This window comes from Dyadobacter sp. HNCC25DJ185 (genome assembly GCF_056895195.1).
The window spans coordinates 196,364-215,761 of sequence record NZ_JBXHAR010000010.1 but is presented as its reverse complement, the minus strand read 5'-3'; the positions used below and the strand labels follow the sequence as shown (position 1 = coordinate 215,761).

At 49.4% G+C, this 19,398-nt stretch carries 10 protein-coding genes; 9 read left to right on the top strand and 1 reads right to left on the bottom strand.

All coding sequences use genetic code 11. The features are described from left to right. Position 1 precedes the first annotated feature (1 nt). Positions 2-1,261 (top strand): PepSY-associated TM helix domain-containing protein, encoded by a 1,260-nt coding sequence (locus AC1XUF_RS26220; RefSeq protein ID WP_483344830.1) that lies wholly within the window; start codon positions 2-4, stop codon positions 1,259-1,261. A gap of 170 nt (positions 1,262-1,431) precedes the next feature. Here AC1XUF_RS26220 and bamG read toward each other — a convergent pair whose 3' ends face one another. After that, positions 1,432-2,718: a BamG family beta-barrel-assembly machinery protein gene (gene bamG, locus AC1XUF_RS26215; RefSeq protein ID WP_483344829.1), complete on the bottom strand. Its 1,287-nt coding sequence runs from the start codon at positions 2,716-2,718 to the stop codon at positions 1,432-1,434. 707 nt (positions 2,719-3,425) lie between these two features. On the opposite strand from bamG, the gene AC1XUF_RS26210 reads away from it, so the two are divergent. The 8 genes from AC1XUF_RS26210 to sov all read left to right on the top strand — a co-directional run bounded on the left by AC1XUF_RS26210 (position 3,426) and on the right by sov (position 19,228). Next, the gene (locus tag AC1XUF_RS26210; RefSeq protein WP_483344828.1) at positions 3,426-3,827 is read left to right on the top strand and encodes a hypothetical protein; all 402 of its coding nucleotides are present in this window, start codon (positions 3,426-3,428) and stop codon (positions 3,825-3,827) included. Positions 3,828-4,321: 494 nt separating this feature from the next. After that, on the top strand, positions 4,322-5,722 hold the full coding sequence (locus tag AC1XUF_RS26205; protein ID WP_483344827.1) for a DUF4270 family protein: 1,401 nt from the start codon (positions 4,322-4,324) through the stop codon (positions 5,720-5,722). Between the two features lie 135 nt (positions 5,723-5,857). Next, a complete protein-coding gene (locus AC1XUF_RS26200) occupies positions 5,858-6,907 on the top strand; it encodes a Kelch repeat-containing protein (protein WP_483344826.1) in 1,050 nt (349 codons plus the stop codon). Next, entirely contained in the window at positions 6,904-7,233 is a 330-nt protein-coding gene (locus AC1XUF_RS26195; protein ID WP_483344825.1) for a DUF4907 domain-containing protein, read from the top strand. Before AC1XUF_RS26200 ends, AC1XUF_RS26195 begins: the two co-directional genes overlap by 4 nt. Before the next feature lie 131 nt (positions 7,234-7,364). After that, positions 7,365-8,615, top strand: a complete 1,251-nt coding sequence (locus AC1XUF_RS26190; RefSeq protein WP_483344824.1) for a hypothetical protein — start codon at positions 7,365-7,367, stop codon at positions 8,613-8,615. Continuing rightward, positions 8,612-11,017: a TonB-dependent receptor gene (locus AC1XUF_RS26185; protein WP_483344823.1), complete on the top strand. Its 2,406-nt coding sequence runs from the start codon at positions 8,612-8,614 to the stop codon at positions 11,015-11,017. Before AC1XUF_RS26190 ends, AC1XUF_RS26185 begins: the two co-directional genes overlap by 4 nt. 18 nt (positions 11,018-11,035) lie before the next feature. Next, positions 11,036-11,971 carry a DUF4249 domain-containing protein gene (locus AC1XUF_RS26180; protein ID WP_483344822.1) on the top strand — a complete coding sequence of 312 codons (936 nt, stop codon included), beginning with the start codon at positions 11,036-11,038 and terminating at the stop codon, positions 11,969-11,971. A gap of 78 nt (positions 11,972-12,049) precedes the next feature. Beyond that, on the top strand, positions 12,050-19,228 hold the full coding sequence (gene sov, locus AC1XUF_RS26175) for a T9SS outer membrane translocon Sov/SprA (RefSeq protein WP_483344821.1): 7,179 nt from the start codon (positions 12,050-12,052) through the stop codon (positions 19,226-19,228). Positions 19,229-19,398: the final 170 nt, after the last annotated feature.

Genomic DNA, 19,398 nt, shown 5'->3' with positions numbered 1-19,398 from the left:
AATGGCCAGATCTTCATTCAAAAGCATAGCCGGTATCCTGCACCTTTGGCTGGGGCTCGCGTCCGGCGCAGTAGTGATCATCGTCAGTCTGACGGGCTGTATTTTTGTTTTCGAGGAAGAGATCCGGAATATCGCGCAGAAAGAATTTCGTTTTGTAGAACCCGGACAGGGTCCGCAAATCTCCGCCAGGCAAGCAGCCGCGATCGTTCAAAGACAATTTCCGGGGAAGCAAATCGACCAGATCAGGATATTTTCCCAGCCCGACAGGGCAATCATTGTAAAACTGACCGACTCCCATAAAGCCGGCGCAGGCAAGCCCGGCCGAACGAAAGAAAAGAAAGATGACGAGGACAGGCCAAAAACAGTGATTTCCCTCAACCCTTATTCCGGAGAAGTGCTGGGCCCCTGGAATATGGAAAGCGATTTCCTGCATACCGTCGAAAAAATGCATAAGACGTTACTGCTGGGCGAAACGGGCAAATGGATCATCAAATTCAATATTGTCATTTTCCTGACCATGCTTTTATCGGGGCTGGTTCTCTGGTTCCCACGCAAACGCAGCCAGGTCAAAAATGCCTTTAAGGTTAAATTCGATGCGAAATGGCAGCGGATCAACTATGATTTCCACAATGTGTTCGGATTTTACTTTGTGCTGCCGCTTTTACTGGTCACTTTCACCGGGATATGGTGGGCCGTAAAACCATCTCAAAACCTGGTGTATGCCTTACTGGGCGAAGGAAAAAAGGCCGAAGATAAGGCAGTCCCTGAAATTCAGTCAAAACTGGGTACGGATTTCCGGAGCGACATAAAGGTTAGCCCGGCCAAAGTTTTCGAGTCGGTGGCATCTCAGAACCAAGGTTGGACCGAGGCGCATATCAACTATCCTAAAAGCGATAAGGACGTGATCAAGCTCCATTTCCGCTACCCCTGCCAGGTCGTCAGGAATCAGAATACCTTCGAATTTGACCAGTACTCGGGCGAGTTGCTCAAATCGGAATACTTCAGAGATTATACAGCCGCGGATCAAGTGAAGCATGCCAATCGAAACCTGCACACCGGCCAGGCTTTTGGCCTTTTGGGTAAAATAGTAATGTTCCTTGCCAGCCTGTTTTCTGCAACGCTGCCTGTCACGGGTTTTCTGATCTGGTACCAGAAGAAAAACAGAAAGCCTGCTGCCCGAAAACCCACCGTTCGCAAACCCGCCCAGGCCGATTTGAAAAGAAAGCCCGTTATACTGACCCGGACTGCCCAGAAAGTGTAGGCATCCGGATTGTTAAAAGAGCCGTTATGCCTGGTCATTTGCCATCTGACTGGCGTGCGTATTCCTGTTTATCAAATAGACGATCAGAAAAAGTCCCGTTTCCATCCGAATGTTCAGCGGGTTAATCGCAGCCGAGGGCGGGTGATCATTTCGGGAAAGCCGTTCCGATGCTAATTAAGCTTTTGCTTCTGGAACCATCTTTCCAGCAACGTGATCCCCAGCACCACCCGTCCATACCGTTCGCGGCTCATCCCATTGCCGGTATTCCCGCGCTGGCCGCCCACGAATGCCACAGACAGGAAATTTTGATACCCGTGCCCCATCGGGAATGTAAACCCGAGACTTGCGCTCACATCTTTCACGTTGGTGCGGTTCACCACATAAGGCGTATTGCCGTAGCTAAACCCGACCCGGTACCGAACGAGTTCGAAAAAGTTGAGGGATGTAAATCGGGGCAGGTATTCAAGGCCTACATTTAACCGGTCCACATCCCTCAGGTTATCCGAAGTGTTGTTAAAGGTCCTATAACGCGACCACGATTGGTGGTTGTAGTCCACCGAAACGACCATCTTAAACGGCCATTCCAGGCTCGCCCCTACCTGGTATTGCTCGGGTACTTTCAGCGAACCGCCCAGGTTGTTGTCGAGCGTATCGGGATCTGTGACCGGGTAAGATCCCTGTGTCAGTTCAAATGACGTGGTCTTGGTCGCGTTCAGCGAGGTGGCGAAAGTATAAGCGCCGCCCAGGTTCAGGAACAGCTTGTTGTCTTTCCGGATCGGGATATGGCTGGCTGCCCCCGCACGAAATGCAATGTCGGAATAGGTGCTGCGCTCGTTCAGGCTCACGAGGTAATCCTGCGAACTCAGCGAAACTTCCGAAGTACGCCGGATATTGCCAAAAAAATAGCTGCTCTCTAATCCAAGGCTCACATAGCGGCCCAGTTGAACGGAGTTGGTGATCGATGCCTTGTTCACACCGCCCTGACCTGAGGTCGTATACAATGCCTCCACGGACGACCCGGAAACGGGACGTGTAAATTTGTTTTCGTAATCCACAAAACTGTGCGGTTTCATGTTCAGTCCAATTACCCATTTGGGGGAGATCGGGAAAGACAGCGACAGGTACGCAAGGTTGCCGCCTGCATTCTGCTGGCTTTTGCTGCTTGTCCTGATATTCTTGTACTGCCCCACCAGGCCCACGTCGAGCGTCGTAAATTTATTTCGCACCCAAAGTGCCGGGTTTAAGTTGTTGATCTGGAAGCCGCTACCGGTACTTACCCCTGATCCCGACATTCCCGCATTGTCGGAATAGGCATCTCCATAAAACTCGCCCATTCCAAGGGACGAATACGGCGAATTCCCTAAGGCCTGCGCCTTCGATTCGGTAGTGAGGGATGTGCAACTCCAGGTTATTGTTATCGCAAAAGTGATTATTCCTATTTTATCGTAAAAAGGCATCGTATGTTAAATTCTGTTCAATTCTATTAAAACAGCTCCGGGGCTTCGACGACAGATCGCCCCAAACTGTTTACAAAAAGGCGGAAAAAAAATGGTACCCAATTGCATTTGATCCAAGCATTAAATGCAATGGAGAGAGGCCGGCAGGTTTACCTCAATTACGAATGAAAAGCCGATATTGTTGCAGATAATTTCCTCTATTGTAAAAAAATTTCTGCGCCGCCCGGTCATAGGCAAATGATATACAAAATCAAAACACGAACAAACATTAAATCAGAATTGCATTCCGGATACACCGTTTTTGACTGACTATAATACACGAGAATGCAAGTAAAAAAGTCAAATTCAGATATTCCAATTGCCTGCCCCCATTTATTGAAATGCATAAATAATACCCTGTTAAACACAAAAACCTTCACCATCCAGTTGATTGTAACGGGGCATTTTATATATACAATATTGGCTTTATATTTTATTGGTCCAGCTAGTTATAAGGCGGGAGGCCTATCTACAAAAAGGTACTGTTTATCGACACCCTTATCGGATTTACGCTGAGCAGGAGTACTTGGCAATTGTCGATTTTCAAGAAATATTGACCCATTTAAAAATGGCGGTTTTAAAGAAAAAGAGGCATCAGGCCGATCACGCGTTCACCGCCAAATCCAGTGAGCTTTATCAACTATTTCAATAATTAATCAAACTTTCTCATGAATAATTTCATAAGGAAAGTGTCGTTAGCCTTCCTGCTCGCACCTGCCGCTACCCTGCTGCCCGGCTGCGGCGATCATGACGCCGACACACAAAGGAACCCGCCCCAAAAAGGCCTTCCCAGCTTTGAAAGCTCGATCCGGGCGAATACAATAAGCTTTATGATCGGCAAGGTAGGCTACACAGGCGCCCCGTTTCCAGCCGCTACGGCCACGGATGCGAACGGTTTCTGGGCTTATAACACCCAGACAAAGGTTTGGTCACAGGTCGCGGATTTTCCGGGCACCAGCCAGCGGGGCGAGGCTCCATTTGTAGTTAAAGGCAAAGCATATATGGCAGACGGCAAAGGAATAACCGATATGTGGGAATACGATCCAGGTACGAACACCTGGACAAAATAAATTCATCCGCAGGCTCGCAGGGCGGATTCCCGGCAGGACAATAGCAACGAAGAGCTATGATCATATCCGGGCCTCCATATCATTGGCAAAGTCAACCCGGAGCAACCGTTTTTCAATTTCGACACTGATCAAATGAAATTAGAAAACGATTTCATTTTCATTTCAATTCATTTTAGTTGGCCGCAGTTATTTTTTAATATTAGTCCGTAAACTGAAAAATATACGGATAAAAAAATGCAGCACTATTACCTGCATTCCATGCATTGTTGATAAAATATGTAGATAAACAATTGGTTTTTGTAGAGAATCTCACCCGTGAAATTACGTTGATCAATATCCTATTGACATCAAACATCCCATATAAGCGACCCTTGCCAATTTGTTTTTCCCGGCATTTGCCACTATTTAAAATTTTCTGCGTAAACAGTAAAAACCACCGCAATTAATCACACTTGCCGGTGGGTTTTGATAGTTTACACTTTTTCCAACATTAGATGAAATTTAAGCCTCATTCTCTTCAAAGATCCCTCCTGGTTTTTAAACTTCTAATCCTGATCGGCCTCAATTTCTCGCTGACATCGTGCCAATGGGGCGATGAAATAGAGGCCATTGAACAACCCAACCAAGATGATTTCTCGGTCATGTTTTCAGATACGGTAACCGTTGAGCTTTCGACGCTTGGGTCCGACTCATTGATGACCGGCGGGCCTTCGAGAATGCTCTTTGGAAACTATACTGATCCCTATTTCGGCACGGTACGCGTCACGAATTTTTTCCAGCCCACTACCAACGGGAGCGTGAGTATTGCAGATAACGCAGAATACGATTCCCTGATCCTTTCATTGCCCTACGATAAATATAACTATGGGGATACAACCAGGACCATTAACATGACCGTCCACCGGCTGCTGGCCGACATCCTCGACAAATCCTCCTATTGGAGCGGCAATTCGACAGAGTACGAAGCGACGCCGATCGGAAAAATCCAGTTTACTCCCAGGCCTTACAGTACAGACATGTTGAAAATCAGGCTGTCTGACCAGATCGGGAAGCAGGTTTTTGACCTGGCGACTAAAAACCTGCTTACATCCAATGTTGACTGGATTAACATTGTAAAAGGGCTTGTCATCATGCCCGGGGCGACCGATAACGGGGCGATGATCGGATTTAAAATAGGAAACGACAGCAGTTCGGTGCAGCTCCATTACCATACGCCGCTCGTAAGCGGGTACCAGAAAGACTCTACCATTTTCAAAATTACCGCGAACTACAATCAGATTCTGGGGAACTATGCTGGCACACAACTGGCCAAATTACCCAGTGACAAACGCACCGTGCTGCCCTCGAGGCAGTCCGGCAATATGGCCTTTATGCAGGCGGGCAGGGGTAACATGATCCGGGTGGACCTGCCGTTCCTGAAGCACTTCAAGTCGATCAAGTATACCGCGGTTAACCGTGCTTTCCTGCGGATCAGGCCCTACCGGCCGTCAGTGACCAATGCGTTGAGGGTACCGCAGACCCTTTATGTATACCGGGTGGATAAAAATAATCAGTTTTATACGACAAGCAGTGGAACACCGCTGCCATTGTACAATCTGGTCGCAACGAGCGAAGCTACCGGCGTATCGAGCAGCTACATCCATGACTATGTTAATAATGACGAATATTACCTGCTTGATATCAGTTCGTTCGCCACCGAACTGCTGGCATCGGAAACCGGCGATGCCGGTGGGCTGGTCATACGCAGCGGGCCTTTCAGCTCCAGTGCTGCCTATCGCGATGCGGACACGGAATTCAGCAAGAGTGTTGACAGGCTGGTGGTTGCCGACCGGTACCATTCGGAGCCTGGTGTAAAACTTGAACTCTACTACACCTACCTCAGGGCCGAACAGTAGCCGCCGATGTTGGGCACGTCAGCTTTCTATACGAAAAACTGCCATTTATCTACACTTTTCGTCGGTTGAACACGGATCGGAAGTACAGGGCAGCAGCGATCTTTTATTTGTAACAATTCACCAAACCGTTTTTTCATGTTCAGTACCTTAAAAAAAATTTCTTTGACCCTTCTGGTCGCCACAATAGTATTCACGCTGCCCGGCTGTGAAAATGATGACGTCGACCTGCAGGGAAACTGGTTCAGAAAGGGACTCCCCAGCTTCGGAGGCTCGATCCGCACCAACGCCGTGAGCTTTGTGATCGGAAATATCGGCTACATTGGTACCGGGTATACGAACGAGACCGTTGCACGGGTGAAAGATTTCTGGGCCTATAATACGACTACAAAGATCTGGTCGTCTGTGGCGGATTTCCCCGGGACCGGCCGGAACAATGCAACTGCGTTCGTGCTGAAAGGCAAAGCGTATGTAGGGACAGGCTACGATTACGTGCTCACCGTCGCAAACGGGTATAAAAGTGATTTCTATGAATATGACCCTTCCGGCAACACGTGGTCCAGAATAGCCGATTTCCCGGGAGGCACCCGGCAGTTTGCCACTTCTTTCGTTGTGAACGACCGGGCGTTTGTCGGCCTGGGTTACAATGGAACCAATTACTTCCAGGATTTCTACGAATATGATCCGTCAAGCGACAAATGGAGCGAAATGGCCACATTCATAGGCGGTAAACGTACCGGCGCCATCGCATTTACAGTGGACAACACCGCCTACGTAGGTTTCGGCAAAAGCAATTCGGGGACCCAAAGCAAGGACCTTTACAGTTTCAACCCATCGGCCGCCGGGAGCGAGGGTAAAGGGGGCTGGACGCGTATCGAATTTGACGACGACGACCTCGACGAGGACGACTTTCCCGCCCGCGCTTTCGGACTGGCCCTGGTTATCAACAACAAAACATACATCATAGGCGGCGAAGGAAGATCCGACGTATGGGAATATGATGCGCGTACCAACGATTGGACCGAACGGGCGTCGTTCCCGGGGTCAGCGCGCGGGTTTGCAGCAGGCTTTGCAGTGGGAAACATCGGTTACTTTGGAACAGGCAGTGCAAACGGGTCCGGAAGCGGGACAGACGACTTCTGGGGCTTCGACCCCACTCAGGAAATTGACGACGACGACGATATATGAAAAGGAAAAATTTCATCGACCTGATCATCAGCATTTTTGCTTTTGCGGCCATTTGTGTTTTGTTCCTTCGGGGACAAGATACAAATGGTTCCCGTTTCAGTACCGAGGCCTTTAAAACCGAAGGCGGGTGGGGCTACCGGATCCGGCAGGATACCACAACGGTGATCGAGCAACTATCTGTGCTCCACATTGCAGGGAACCGGGGCTTTCAGACAAAGGCGCAGGCATTGGCTACCGCACAACTCATGAAACAGAAACTCGACAACGGTATCTTCCCTCCCGCCATCAGTATGCACGAACTCGACAGCCTTGGAGTCCAGTACTGAATGCTGATTGGCCCTTACAGCAACTGAGGCCACTTATCTACACAAATCTTCTGTTTATCGACGCCTTTCATTGTTCAGAACCAGAAGCAAGTACCGGTAGATATTACATCAAGCATTACATACTCCTATTTATGCCGCTATTTCTAAAGAAGCAGCAAGCTCGAATACTCATTTTTTTATTTGCGTTCATTTCAGTCGAAGGGTTAGCACAACGTGTTTTTGTGCATGCTGTTGAAGGCGTCAACCGAAGTTATCTTTATTATTCCAATAGTATCAACAACGACTACAATAGCAATAAGCCCGTTGTGATCATTTTGCATAAGAACGGGGAAACGGCCCGGGACGCTTTTTCAAAAGCCGCGTGGAAATCGACGAAGGAACCAACGATTTTCATTTTTCCAAACGCCGTCAAAAGTGAATGGAAATGCAACGACGAGGCCCTGGTTGAAAATGACATTCAGTTCCTGGAATTTATTCTTTCAGAGACTTACAAGAACTTTCACCACGACCGGAACCGGGTGTTCGTTGTCGCAGACAAGGAAAACGAATGCATCGTACAAAGCTTCCAAAAGCAGTATCCGAAGGCACTGACCGGATTTGAAACCTGGAAACCAGGCATTGACCGTGACAGTGCAGCAGTCCTCGGCGGTGTCCAAAATTTACTCAAGAAGCCTGTTCAAGCCGATACGACTTATTCGTTGTGGAGCGACCCCACGGCAAAAAAGAAGATGGACCCGATAGACTCTCTCAAAGGGTACAGGCTGCATAACAGAGTGGTCATCGAGGTCAGATACGGCGGCTTCGCCATGCTGGGCTCCGTACGGACGGACATTTCGGACGGGACCTATGCCAAGCTATATAAATCCCATTCCTTTCTGGATATCCATCTGACGAAATGGATGAATGATTCCATGGCCTGGTTTATTGACATAGGAAGGCTAAAAGTCCCGCAAACCCAGGAAGCGACCACGAGTGGCAGTATCCGGACGGGCGGGGGAATGATCATGCCCCTTACGCTGGGTTTTAAATATGCCCTTCCGAGGGTCAGAGCCCATCCTTATTTTATGCTGGGATCCGGTATCATGCAGGTGATGGTGTTTGGCGGCAAAATGAATCCCGGTTCCATGACCTCGGGCGTACGGCCCAATCTGAATGCCGAAATGAGGATGGTTTTCCATACCACGATCGGCACCGGCATTGACCTCAGGTTCACGAAGCGCTTCACATTCGGTGCCCACCTCCGGTACCTGCATTCCGCAAATTTTGAAAGTGCCGGTAAAGTCGATGCGATCAGAGGGTTTAACCTCAATGTCGGTTTAGGCTACGTCATCAATGCAAACAGTTTGAAAAAGCTTCCGTTTCCCCTTAGTTATAAAAAATGAACAAGTTTTCTATTCCCTTTCCCTTTGCAGCCTTTGGTGTAATTGTACTGTTTTTCGTTACAAACGCTACCACGGCCCTGGGACAAAACAAGTTTACCATCAGCGGAACGATGAAGGATAAAGCCAACGGGGAAACCCTGATCGGGGCGAGCATCTTTGTAAAGGAGAGCCAGTCGTCTGGTGCCGTGACCAACGTCTATGGTTTTTACTCTATTACCCTGCCGCGGGGTTCCTACACATTGGAATACTCGTATATAGGTTATGAAAAAGTAGTGAAAGAGATTGTACTCGGCAGCAATGTTACCCTCGACATCGAATTGCCCGTTCTGGCCAGGGTCCTGGATGAGGTCAAAATCGTTGATGAAAGCAGAATTTCCACCTCCCGGAATTTTGAAATGAGTGTCAATAAAATGGATATAAAAACCATTCAAAAGCTTCCGGCCTTGATGGGCGAAGTCGACATTGTCAAAAGTCTGCAGTTTTTGCCCGGGGTCAGTCAGGTGGGAGAAGGTTCATCAGGGTTCAATGTCAGAGGAGGAAGTGTCGGTCAAAATCTCGTGCTGCTCGACGAGGCCCCGGTATACAACTCCTCACACATGCTGGGTTTCTTTTCGGTCTTTAATCCCGATGCGGTGAAAGATGTAAAACTCTATAAGGGGGCGATCCCGGCCGAATACGGGGGCCGGATCAGTTCCGTGCTAGATGTCCGATTGAAGGAAGGAAACAATAAAAAGACAGAGGTAGACGGAGGTGTCGGGTTTATTTTCAGCAGGCTGGCTGTCCAGGGGCCTCTCGTCGAAGGCAAATCTTCCTATCTGATAGCCGTACGCAGATCGTACATCGACGGGCTGTCCAAGCTTTTGACCAGCAACAATTTCGGGCTAAATTTTTACGATATAACCCTGAAAACCAATTATACATTAAACCAGAAAAACCGCCTGTATCTCTCCGGTTTTTTCGGTCGCGACAATTTCGGGCTGTCGGACGACGCCAAGTTTAACTGGGGCAACAAATCCGGGACATTACGGTGGAACACGGTCATCAACAGCAAGTTGTTCGCCAACGTTTCGGCGGTATTCAGCAATTACAATTATAACCTCGGTTTCAACCAGGATGACAATAACAGGTACAGCTGGAGCTCCTCGATCAGCAATTATGTTTTAAAGCCTGATTTCAGCTATTTCATCAACAGCAATTCAGAATTAAAATTCGGCCTGGAAAGTTCTTATTACCAGTTCAACCCTTCCAATACGGTAGGGACGACCAATGGGGAAACGGTGGATAGCAGCCAGCCCAAAAAATACGCTCTGGAGCTGGCAGGCTACCTCAGCCATCGGCTGAAAGTCGGCTCCAGGCTGGAAGTCCAGTACGGGATCCGCTTTTCTTCTTTCAATTACCTGGGGCCTGGCACCGCCTATACTTACAATGACACCATCCCGGGCAGAAAGCGGACCGCCATCGCCGAACGGCAGTACAAAAGCGGGGAATCCATCGCATCGTACAGCAACCCCGAGCCGCGGGTTTCGGCCAAATATCAGGTCAATGAGCGGACATCCGTCAAAGCAAGTTTCAGCCGGACGGCCCAGTATGTCCATTTTATTTCCAATACCAGCGCCTCCAACCCCCTCAATATATGGACGCCAAGCACCAATAACGTGAAGCCCGCCGTGGGTAACCAGTACACGCTGGGCTATTTCAGCGACCTGGGGCAGAATGCCGAGTACGAGTTCTCGGCAGAAACATTTTACCGCAATACCGTGAACGAGATTGACTATATCAACGGGGCAGAGCTGCTGAACAACGACCGTCTGGAGGGCGACTTGCTCAGCGGTAACGGAAGGGCTTACGGATTGGAACTCTATCTTCAAAAGAAAAAAGGGCTCATCACAGGTTGGGTCAGTTATACGCTGAGCCGCTCGGAACTGAAAGTAGACGGGATCAACAATGGTAAGTGGTACCCTACCCGCTTCGACCAAACCCACAATTTAAAGGTGGTGGCTTCCTATACCATTAACCCGAAATGGTCCACCACCGCGGACTTTGCGTTTACAACCGGAACACCGACAACCTACCCCAATCAGCGTTACCTATCGCAGGGTGTACTGATTCCCTACAATACCAACAACGCGCGCAACGATGCGCGCCTTACGCCCTACCACCGCCTCGACCTGTCGCTGAGAATGGAAGGGAAAGCACTGAAAAAGAACGGCATGCCCCGGAAAAACCACGATTACTGGGTTTTCTCGATTTACAATGTGTATGGCCGCCGCAATGCTTTTTCAACCTATTTTACCCAGTCGTCGGACCGTGTTACGACCTATCAGCCGATACAGACGCAGGCACACCGGGTATCGATCATCGGGTCCATGGTCCCGTCTGTTTCCTACAACTTTAAATTTTAATAATAGCATAAATCCGATATGATTCCGACTGCCATTCAAACCTGTGTGAGGTACCTGTGCTTATGCAGCATTCCGCTTTTGTGGGCTTGCGACGATGAAATTGATTTGACGACTTCCTCGGCGGATCCCATACTCAATATAGACGCGTGGATTAACAACAAACCTGAAACGCAGCACATTTATTTAACCCTCACCCAGGACTATTTTGACAATCAAAACCTGCCGCCTGTTGCTTCCGGGGCGTTGGTAACTGTGACCGACAACGAGGGACGCGTATATGAATTTACCGAGGATACCAAAAGCGTAAATGGTGCGTACAGCTGGCAGCCGGCCAATGGAGAAACACTTGGGGCTGTCGGCAAAAGCTATACATTGAAAGTAATTTACAATGGGGAAACTTACACGGCTACTTCTGTTATGAAACGCGTCCCTCCGGTGGATAGCCTTACCCTGTCTTACCAGGAGGGAGTGGGTATCATGGATGACACTTACCGTGCCGAATTCTGGGCAACAGATCCCGCGGGGAAGGGGGATACATACTGGATCAGAGCTTATAAAAACGGAAACCTGCTCAATAAAGCAAGTGAAATCACCACCGCCTACGACGCAGGTACCTCGTCGGGCAGCGGCTTCGATGGCGTGACTTTCATTTCGCCGATCAGGGTGGGGATCAATGCAGACGACCTGGACGACGACGACAGGCCGGTATCTCCTTTGGTTAACGGGGATTCTATCTATGTGGAGATCCATTCCATCAACCTGGTTTCATTCAACTACCTAGCCGAGGTCGTTTCGCAGGCCGACCGGATGGGAGGGATTTCGGAGCTGTTCACCTCCGCCCCGCTGGCGAATGTCTCCACCAACATCGTCAACACCAACGCAAACGGGTCGACCGTCGTGGGCTTCTTCAATGTGGCCGCCGTAACAGGCCGAGGGAAGAAATATTATTTCTGATTGGGTCTTTTCTGGAGCTAAAACATAGACATCATTTGAATAAACCGATACCTCATCTGATTTAATAAGGTATTTGCAGTGGTATCGACGATTTCTTCTTACCTGGGCAAGGCTGTGACTTTTTCGGCTGTTACCATCCTGTTTGCAACAGCCAGTGCGGAAAGAAGTAAGCCCCTATCCTACCCTAAGACAGTCCCACCAGGAGATACGCTTGTAGATTCGACCCGGTCGGTGACCCGGTCGGCGACCCGGTCGGTGACCCGGTCATCAATTGCAAGATTGAATAACCAGGTGCTGATGCGCTGGATGGATTATTACACCAACCGGTTCGTTCAGCCGCCTCCCCGTTCCGTTTTTTATTTGAACGACCCAGCTGATATATCCACCAGCATCATGCTGGACAGTTCGGGCCGTATCATCACCGAAGAGCTGATCCGGACGAAGGCCGGACAGATGCGTTACCGGTTCCCACAACTGATGGATCGGGAAGCTTATGAGCAAATCCAGGAAGAAAGGGCGTTCAGAAGTATTTTGAAAGAAAACGCCTCCGGCAGGCCAGGGAGCGGTATACTTCCCAAACTAGAAATGCCGGCGAGCATTGCCAACTTGATGGGTGACCAATTCCTCGATTTTAAGCCCACAGGTTTTGTTTCGCTCGATCTGGGCCTCATGCATCAGTTTTCAGATAACCCGTCCGTCCCCATCAGTCAGCGGCGTAATACCCAGTTTGTTTTCAACGAGCAGATCAGCATCAATTTTGACGCTAAACTCGGAGACCTGCTCGGATTTCAAACCAATTACGACACCAAGGCCAACTTTAACTTTGAGAATGCCATTAAGCTGAATTACAAGAACCCGGAACATAGCTTTGTCAAAAAAGTGGAAGCCGGCAACATTAACTGGGCGATCAACAGTCAGCTGATACCGGGTGTTCAGAATCTCTTCGGCGTAAAGGCCGATTTCCAATTCGGCAGGCTGGGTGCCACTTTTGTAGCTTCCCAGCAGCGGTCCAGTAAAGAGCGCATTACATTAAAAGGCGGTGCGCACAGCCGGGATTTCGAGCTGAGCGCCGGGACCTACGATGAAAACAGGCACTTCTTTCTCTCTCAATACTTTCGCAATAATTATGAAAAATCGCTGCGAACAACCCCGATGATTACCTCGGGCGTCACGATCAGCCGCGTTGAGGTGTATGTAACAAACAGGACCGCCAGTACCGACACCCGGCGGAATATCATCGGTTTTTCCGATCTGGCCGAACCCGTCCCGCACCAGGCCACCAACCCGAACCTGGCGCCGGTAAGGGCACAATTGCCCGTCGATAACGCAACGAACGGACTATACAGCAAGCTCAAATCAAACGAGAATTTTCGCCAGGTCGACAATGCCAATTCGGTGATCAGCGGACTGGGTTTTGAGAAAACGGTGGATTATGAGCTGCTCCGGGGATCTAAAAAGCTGGCTGCAGGAATTGACTATACTTTCCATCCGCAGCTGGGCTATGTGTCGCTGACCGCGGCACTCAGAAACGATGAAGTTCTGGCTGTTTCTTATGAGTATACGCTCAATGGTAAATCGTACCAGGTGGGCGAGCTCACCGAAGATTATCAGAACCGAAAGGATGATGAGGTAATTGTTCTGAAGCTGCTGAAATCTTCCAGCATCCGCAATCACCTGGACCTGCCGATGTGGGATTTAATGATGAAGAATATTTACTCCCTCGGAACAACCCAGATAGAACAAGAAAATTTCACGCTGCGCGTCATTTACAAGGACGACCAGAGTGGCATTGACAATCCCAGCCTGCAGGAAAGCAGCATTGCCAATTTGCCGCTCATCAGGCTTGTCGGGCTCGACAGGCTCAACTCCTCCAATGAGCTGAACCCGGATGGTAATTTTGATTACATAGAGAATGTCACCATCAGCAGTGCAACGGGCAGGGTCATTTTCCCCGTTTTGGAGCCGTTTGGGACTACGCTTGCGGGCAAATTCGGCACCGGGGAGGATGTGTTCAAAGCAAAATATGTCTACAGTGAATTGTACGACAAAACAATGGGCGACGCACAGCAAGTTGCCGACAAGAACAAGTTTTATCTGAAAGGTTCATATCAATCCAGCGGCGGCACAACGGTCCAGCTGCCCTACAATGTAGTCGAGTCTTCTGTAACGGTAACCTCAGGCGGTATTTCCCTGTCGGCCGGGTCCGACTATGTGGTGGAAGCCGGGCTTGGCCAGCTCAGGATCATGAATGCTGGGATCCTGAGCTCAGGAAGGGAAATCGTTATCGAATATGAGCGTCCGGATTTATTTCAAAGTCAGACGCGTACCCTTGCCGGCACCCGCCTGGATTATACGCTGAACAGGGATATGCGTTTCGGGTTTACGGCGATGACCTATAAAGAAAAGCCCGCAGGCTATCTCACGCGCGTTTCAATCGGGAATGAGCCGGTTAACAATACGATGATCGGCTTTGATGCCAACGTGAGGAAAGATCTTCCGTTCCTCACGAAGTTTCTCGACAAACTTCCCTTTCTCCAGACCAAGGAAATGTCATCGTTTCAGTGGAAGGGAGAAGTAGCAAAACTTTTCCCAGGCGTTTCCAAAAGCGTTGATAAGCGGTCCTTGGTCGACGATTTTGAATCGGGTAAGATGGTATACAGCCTGACGCAGCAACCCTCGCAATGGCGGCTTGCCTCGGTACCTTCCAAATTCCGGAACGGCGTTGAAAATGGCGGTTCTTTGGCGTATGCCTACAAGAGGGCCAAGATTTCGGCTTATGTGATCGACAATGTTTTCAGCGGTTCTTCATCGCTGGGCGGTGGGTATAAGGTCCCCTCCAATCTGGACGATGCCGACAGGGCCAATTTCTATGAGCGGCAATTTTTACCCACAGAAATTTTTCCGAACCGGTCGGTCAGCGGCCTGGTAACTTATCCGCAAAGCATATTGGACGTCGCCTATTATCCCAGCGAACGCGGAATGTACAATTACAACACCAACCTGGCCTCAGACGGGCGTCTTAAATCTCCGTTGGAGAATTTCGGTGGCTTAACCAGGGCGATCACCTCCGATAACGACTTTGACAATGCCAACATCAAGGCCATCGAGTTCTGGATGCTCGACCCTTTTATCAAGGATGAAACCAAAGGTATCGTCAGGGACGGCTTTGAGAACAAAAGAAATACAACCGGCGGAAAGCTTGTTTTTAATCTCGGCGACATTTCAGAAGACGTACTTCCCGACGAGCGCTATAACTTTGAAAACGGGCTGCCGCTCACTGCAAAGATCAGGGGCGATAATGTGGATTCAACAACCTGGGGTTATGTTACTAAATCTCAATATGTCATTAACGCTTTTACCAACGAAGATGGCGCCCGGCCGAAACAGGATGTGGGATTGGACGGGTTGAGCAATGCGGAAGAAAGTGCTTTTTACAAAAACTACCTGGACCGATTGCCCGCGAATTTGTCGGAAGAAGCTAGAAGCAGAATAATAGCCGACCCTTCTGCGGATGATTTCAGGTTTTATCTGGGCGATGAGCTGGACGCAGCCAATCTCAAGGTTTTGGAACGCTACAAAAATTATGGGGGTATGGAGAATAATTCCCCTGTGAGCTCCCAGGACGGCTCGGTCACGCCAGCTTCGTCCAATCTGCCTGACAGTGAAGATCTGAATGCGGACCAGACGATTAATGATACGGAAGCCTATTTTGAGTATGAAATTGACCTGAAGCCTGAGAAGCTGGCTGTTGGCAGCGGCTATATTGTCGACAAAACAGTCACCGACGGGCAGAACTGGTATTTATTCCGGGTTCCCATAGCTGATTTTACAAGTAAGGTCGGGTCTATCGATGGTTTCAAATCCATCCGTTTTATCAGAATGTATTTGTCTGGATTTGAACAGCCGGTTGTGCTGCGATTTGCCGAACTTCAGCTCGTTGGACAGCAGTACCGCGCTTACACGAACGACCTGTCGGCCAGTGGCCTGCAAGAGATTCCGGAACCCTATGATGCCAATCTGACCATTGGGACGGTGAGTATCGAAGAGAATAGTTCATCCAGCACGACAGGCTCCGGCCGGAAATATCAATACACCCTGCCGCCCGGATGGGTCAGGGACCAGGATAACACGCAGACGCCCGCAGTGCTTTTGAACGAGCAATCCATGAGCTTGTGTGTGACCGGTCTGCGCGACGGCGATGCCCGGGCTGTTTATAAAAACGTTAATCTCAACCTGCTTTTCCGAAAACGCCTGCGCATGTACATACACATGCAAAATGATCAGGACGAAGACTATATGGCCGGGGCATTTCTGCGGATCGGGACAGACCTGACGCAGCATTATTACGAAATAGAAATACCGAAGCTGCTTGCCACCAGGCCGGCCGCCACCGCGGCGGGAGATGTCTGGCCGGAAGCAAATGAGATCAACATTGCCCTGGCGGACCTGGTCGCGGCCAAATCCGAGAGGAACCGCCAGACAGACAAAAACCTCAGCGTTCCTTACACCATGACCACCCAGGACGGGTTATATCATTTATCCGTATTGGGCAACCCCGACCTGAGTGCGGTGAAAGTGATGATGATCGGCATGCGTAATCCCCGGTCCAGCGACCAGGCGGCAAAAACTTTCTGCATCTGGGTGGATGAAATGCACGTGGAAGGATTTGACGATACCGGCGGCATGGCAGCTGTGTCACAGCTGAATCTTAAGCTCGCCGACTTCGCGACCCTGTCGGCTTCGGGAAAAATTGAAACGTTCGGCTTTGGCAGCGTGCAGACAAAAATAGCCGAGCGGTCTCAAAATCTCACCCTGGAGTATGGATTGTCCTCCCATGTTTCGCTGGACAAATTGTTGCCGACGCGATGGGGATTCACGGTCCCCATGTTCGTGAGCTACGACCGAAGGAATGTGAAACCTCACTTTGATCCGCTGAACCCGGACACACCGCTCAGCACGACACTGGCCAACTTACAGACGGACGAGGAGCGCGAAGTTTACAGTAAAATGGTGGAAGAGAATTCGGTAAAGCGCGGAATCAATTTCACCAATGTCCGAAAAACGAAGACCAAAGCCGGTGCGAAGGGTCATTTTTACGACTTTGAAAACTTCACATTCAGCTATTCCTTCAGCGACGACAAACGCCGGAATATCCTGACACAGGAATACAAGCAGAAGTCGTATGCCGGGGCAATCCATTATATGTTCAGCAGTCAGCCGAAATCATTTGAACCGTTCAAAAACTGGCGAACGCAAAACCGGTGGGGAGAATTTGTAAAAGAATTCAATGTAACGTTACTGCCCAATATGGTTTCTGTCCGTACGGACATAGACAGGAAGTTTCAGAAAACCCAGTTGAGGAACGCGGACCTAACGACCGAAGGGGTCTCGCCAACCTACCAGAAATCGTTTTGGTTTAACCGGTATTACGACCTTGCATGGAACCTGACGCGTAACATGACACTCACCTATTCTGCCACGACCAATGCAATTATCGACGAACCCGAAGGGGATTTGAACACGCAGCAAAAAAGAGATTCGATCTGGTCAAACATCAAAAAAATGGGAAGGATCAAGAATTTCGAGCAGCAAATCGTCTTCACGTACCGGTTACCCCTGGCCAAAATACCGGTTCTGGACTGGATGACGGCTGATTACAAACATGCGGTCGGATACAGTTACCGGGCAAATACGTCAGGTTTGAAAGATTCGAGCGGCGTGCTGTACGGCGACGTGATCGGCAACAGCAGGGACAGGGGGCTCTCTGGCAGGGTGGACCTGGTTTTGTTGTATAATAAACTCCGCTATCTGAAATTCGCCAATACCCCGACTACCGCCCGGAAGAATTTTGCGAGAAGCCCGGGCGACGTAGAAGAAGTCAGTTACAACCAGGTCAATTTCCTCAAAAGCGCCACACGTTTACTAATGGCCGTTAGAGGCATCAGCTATTCCTATTCCGTCAAGGAAACCACTTCGCTGCCTGGATATCTCAGAAGCCCTAAATATTTCGGTCTCGATAACGCAGGGGCCCCTGGGTTGGGCTTCGTGCTGGGAAAGCAGGACCGCCATTTTCAGGTGAAAGCGGCGGATAAAGGATGGATAACCCGAAGTGTGGAGCAGAATCAATATTTCCAGCAAACCGCGGCAAAAAACTTCTCCGCCGATATCGCGATCGAGCCTTTTAAAGATCTCCGGATCACCCTCGATGCCCGGTATACGAGACAGGACGCCTACCAGGAAATTTATCAGATGGACACGCTTTCAGGATCATTTGCGCATCGGAGCGGTGTCAGAACGGGTTCCTTCAGCATGTCGTTTATTTCCTGGAGAACCGCATTTGCAAGCATCAAAAGCGACAATTCGTCCCCGATCTTTGAGAAGTTCAGAGCATACAGGAGCATTGTCAGAAACAGACTGAACGGAGAAAACGGAAACGGTGGCGCCTACCAGGAAAATTCCCAGGATGTGCTCATAGCCGCGTTTTCAGCAGCCTACCGGGGCAAAGATCCCAATAAGGTCAAAGTAAACCCATTCTTGAGCTTGCCAATGCCCAACTGGGAGGTGAACTATACCGGGCTGGCGCAGCTTCCTCTGTTTAAACAATGGTTCAGTTCGCTCTCACTCAGACATAAATACCTTTCCACTTATAGCGTTGGAAACTTCACTTCCTCGCTCGACTACGAGGCTTTGTATGTGAATCTGGCCGTTACCGGTTATCCATTGTCTTCCATCGTCAATGATGTGGGTGCGTATGTGCCCGTATTTGTGATGAGTACCATTACACTTTCCGAAAAATTTCAGCCGCTGATCGGGATCGAATTCAGGACGATCAGTAAGATCAGCGCCAAAATCGAATACAACCGCGACCGCAATATCGCTTTGAATTTATCCAATTCGCAGGTTGCCGAGCTTTTCAATCAGGACATGACCCTGAACATCGGTTTTACAAAAAATAACACACCGCTGCCGTTTAAAGTGAATGGCGTAAAAAGGACCCTGAAAAACGATATGACCTTTCAGCTAGGGCTCACCTACAAGGATACACGTTCGATACAAAGGAATTTTGATGGGGAAAACGTGCCAATAGCAGGAAACGTTTATTTTCAGCTGCACCCAACCATCCAATATATGGTCAGCAATCGCCTGAACCTCACGTTTTATTTTGACAAAACCTTCAACGATCCATTGGTTTCCACCACCTATTACCGTTCCAGCGCTTCAGGTGGCATTCAGATGAAATTTAATCTGGGGCAGTAAGCCAGCGGCGAACCCGACACCTACCCATCCGCCAAAAAAAACCTAAAATCGGCGGATGCCTTCAACCCAAAAATTTGGTTGTAATTGCCTGAAAATAAGTACTTGCAGCGGAAATTACAGCAGAATATATACAATTTCAAACCCAATCTCTGCATATTCCCGGCACGGGC

Coding starts and splice junctions, on each gene's coding strand:
- AC1XUF_RS26220 (WP_483344830.1), top strand. CDS start 2: ATGGCCAGATCTTCATTCAAAAGCATAGCCGGTATCCTGCACCTTTGG.
- bamG (WP_483344829.1), bottom strand. CDS start 2,718: ATGCCTTTTTACGATAAAATAGGAATAATCACTTTTGCGATAACAATA.
- AC1XUF_RS26210 (WP_483344828.1), top strand. CDS start 3,426: ATGAATAATTTCATAAGGAAAGTGTCGTTAGCCTTCCTGCTCGCACCT.
- AC1XUF_RS26205 (WP_483344827.1), top strand. CDS start 4,322: ATGAAATTTAAGCCTCATTCTCTTCAAAGATCCCTCCTGGTTTTTAAA.
- AC1XUF_RS26200 (WP_483344826.1), top strand. CDS start 5,858: ATGTTCAGTACCTTAAAAAAAATTTCTTTGACCCTTCTGGTCGCCACA.
- AC1XUF_RS26195 (WP_483344825.1), top strand. CDS start 6,904: ATGAAAAGGAAAAATTTCATCGACCTGATCATCAGCATTTTTGCTTTT.
- AC1XUF_RS26190 (WP_483344824.1), top strand. CDS start 7,365: ATGCCGCTATTTCTAAAGAAGCAGCAAGCTCGAATACTCATTTTTTTA.
- AC1XUF_RS26185 (WP_483344823.1), top strand. CDS start 8,612: ATGAACAAGTTTTCTATTCCCTTTCCCTTTGCAGCCTTTGGTGTAATT.
- AC1XUF_RS26180 (WP_483344822.1), top strand. CDS start 11,036: ATGATTCCGACTGCCATTCAAACCTGTGTGAGGTACCTGTGCTTATGC.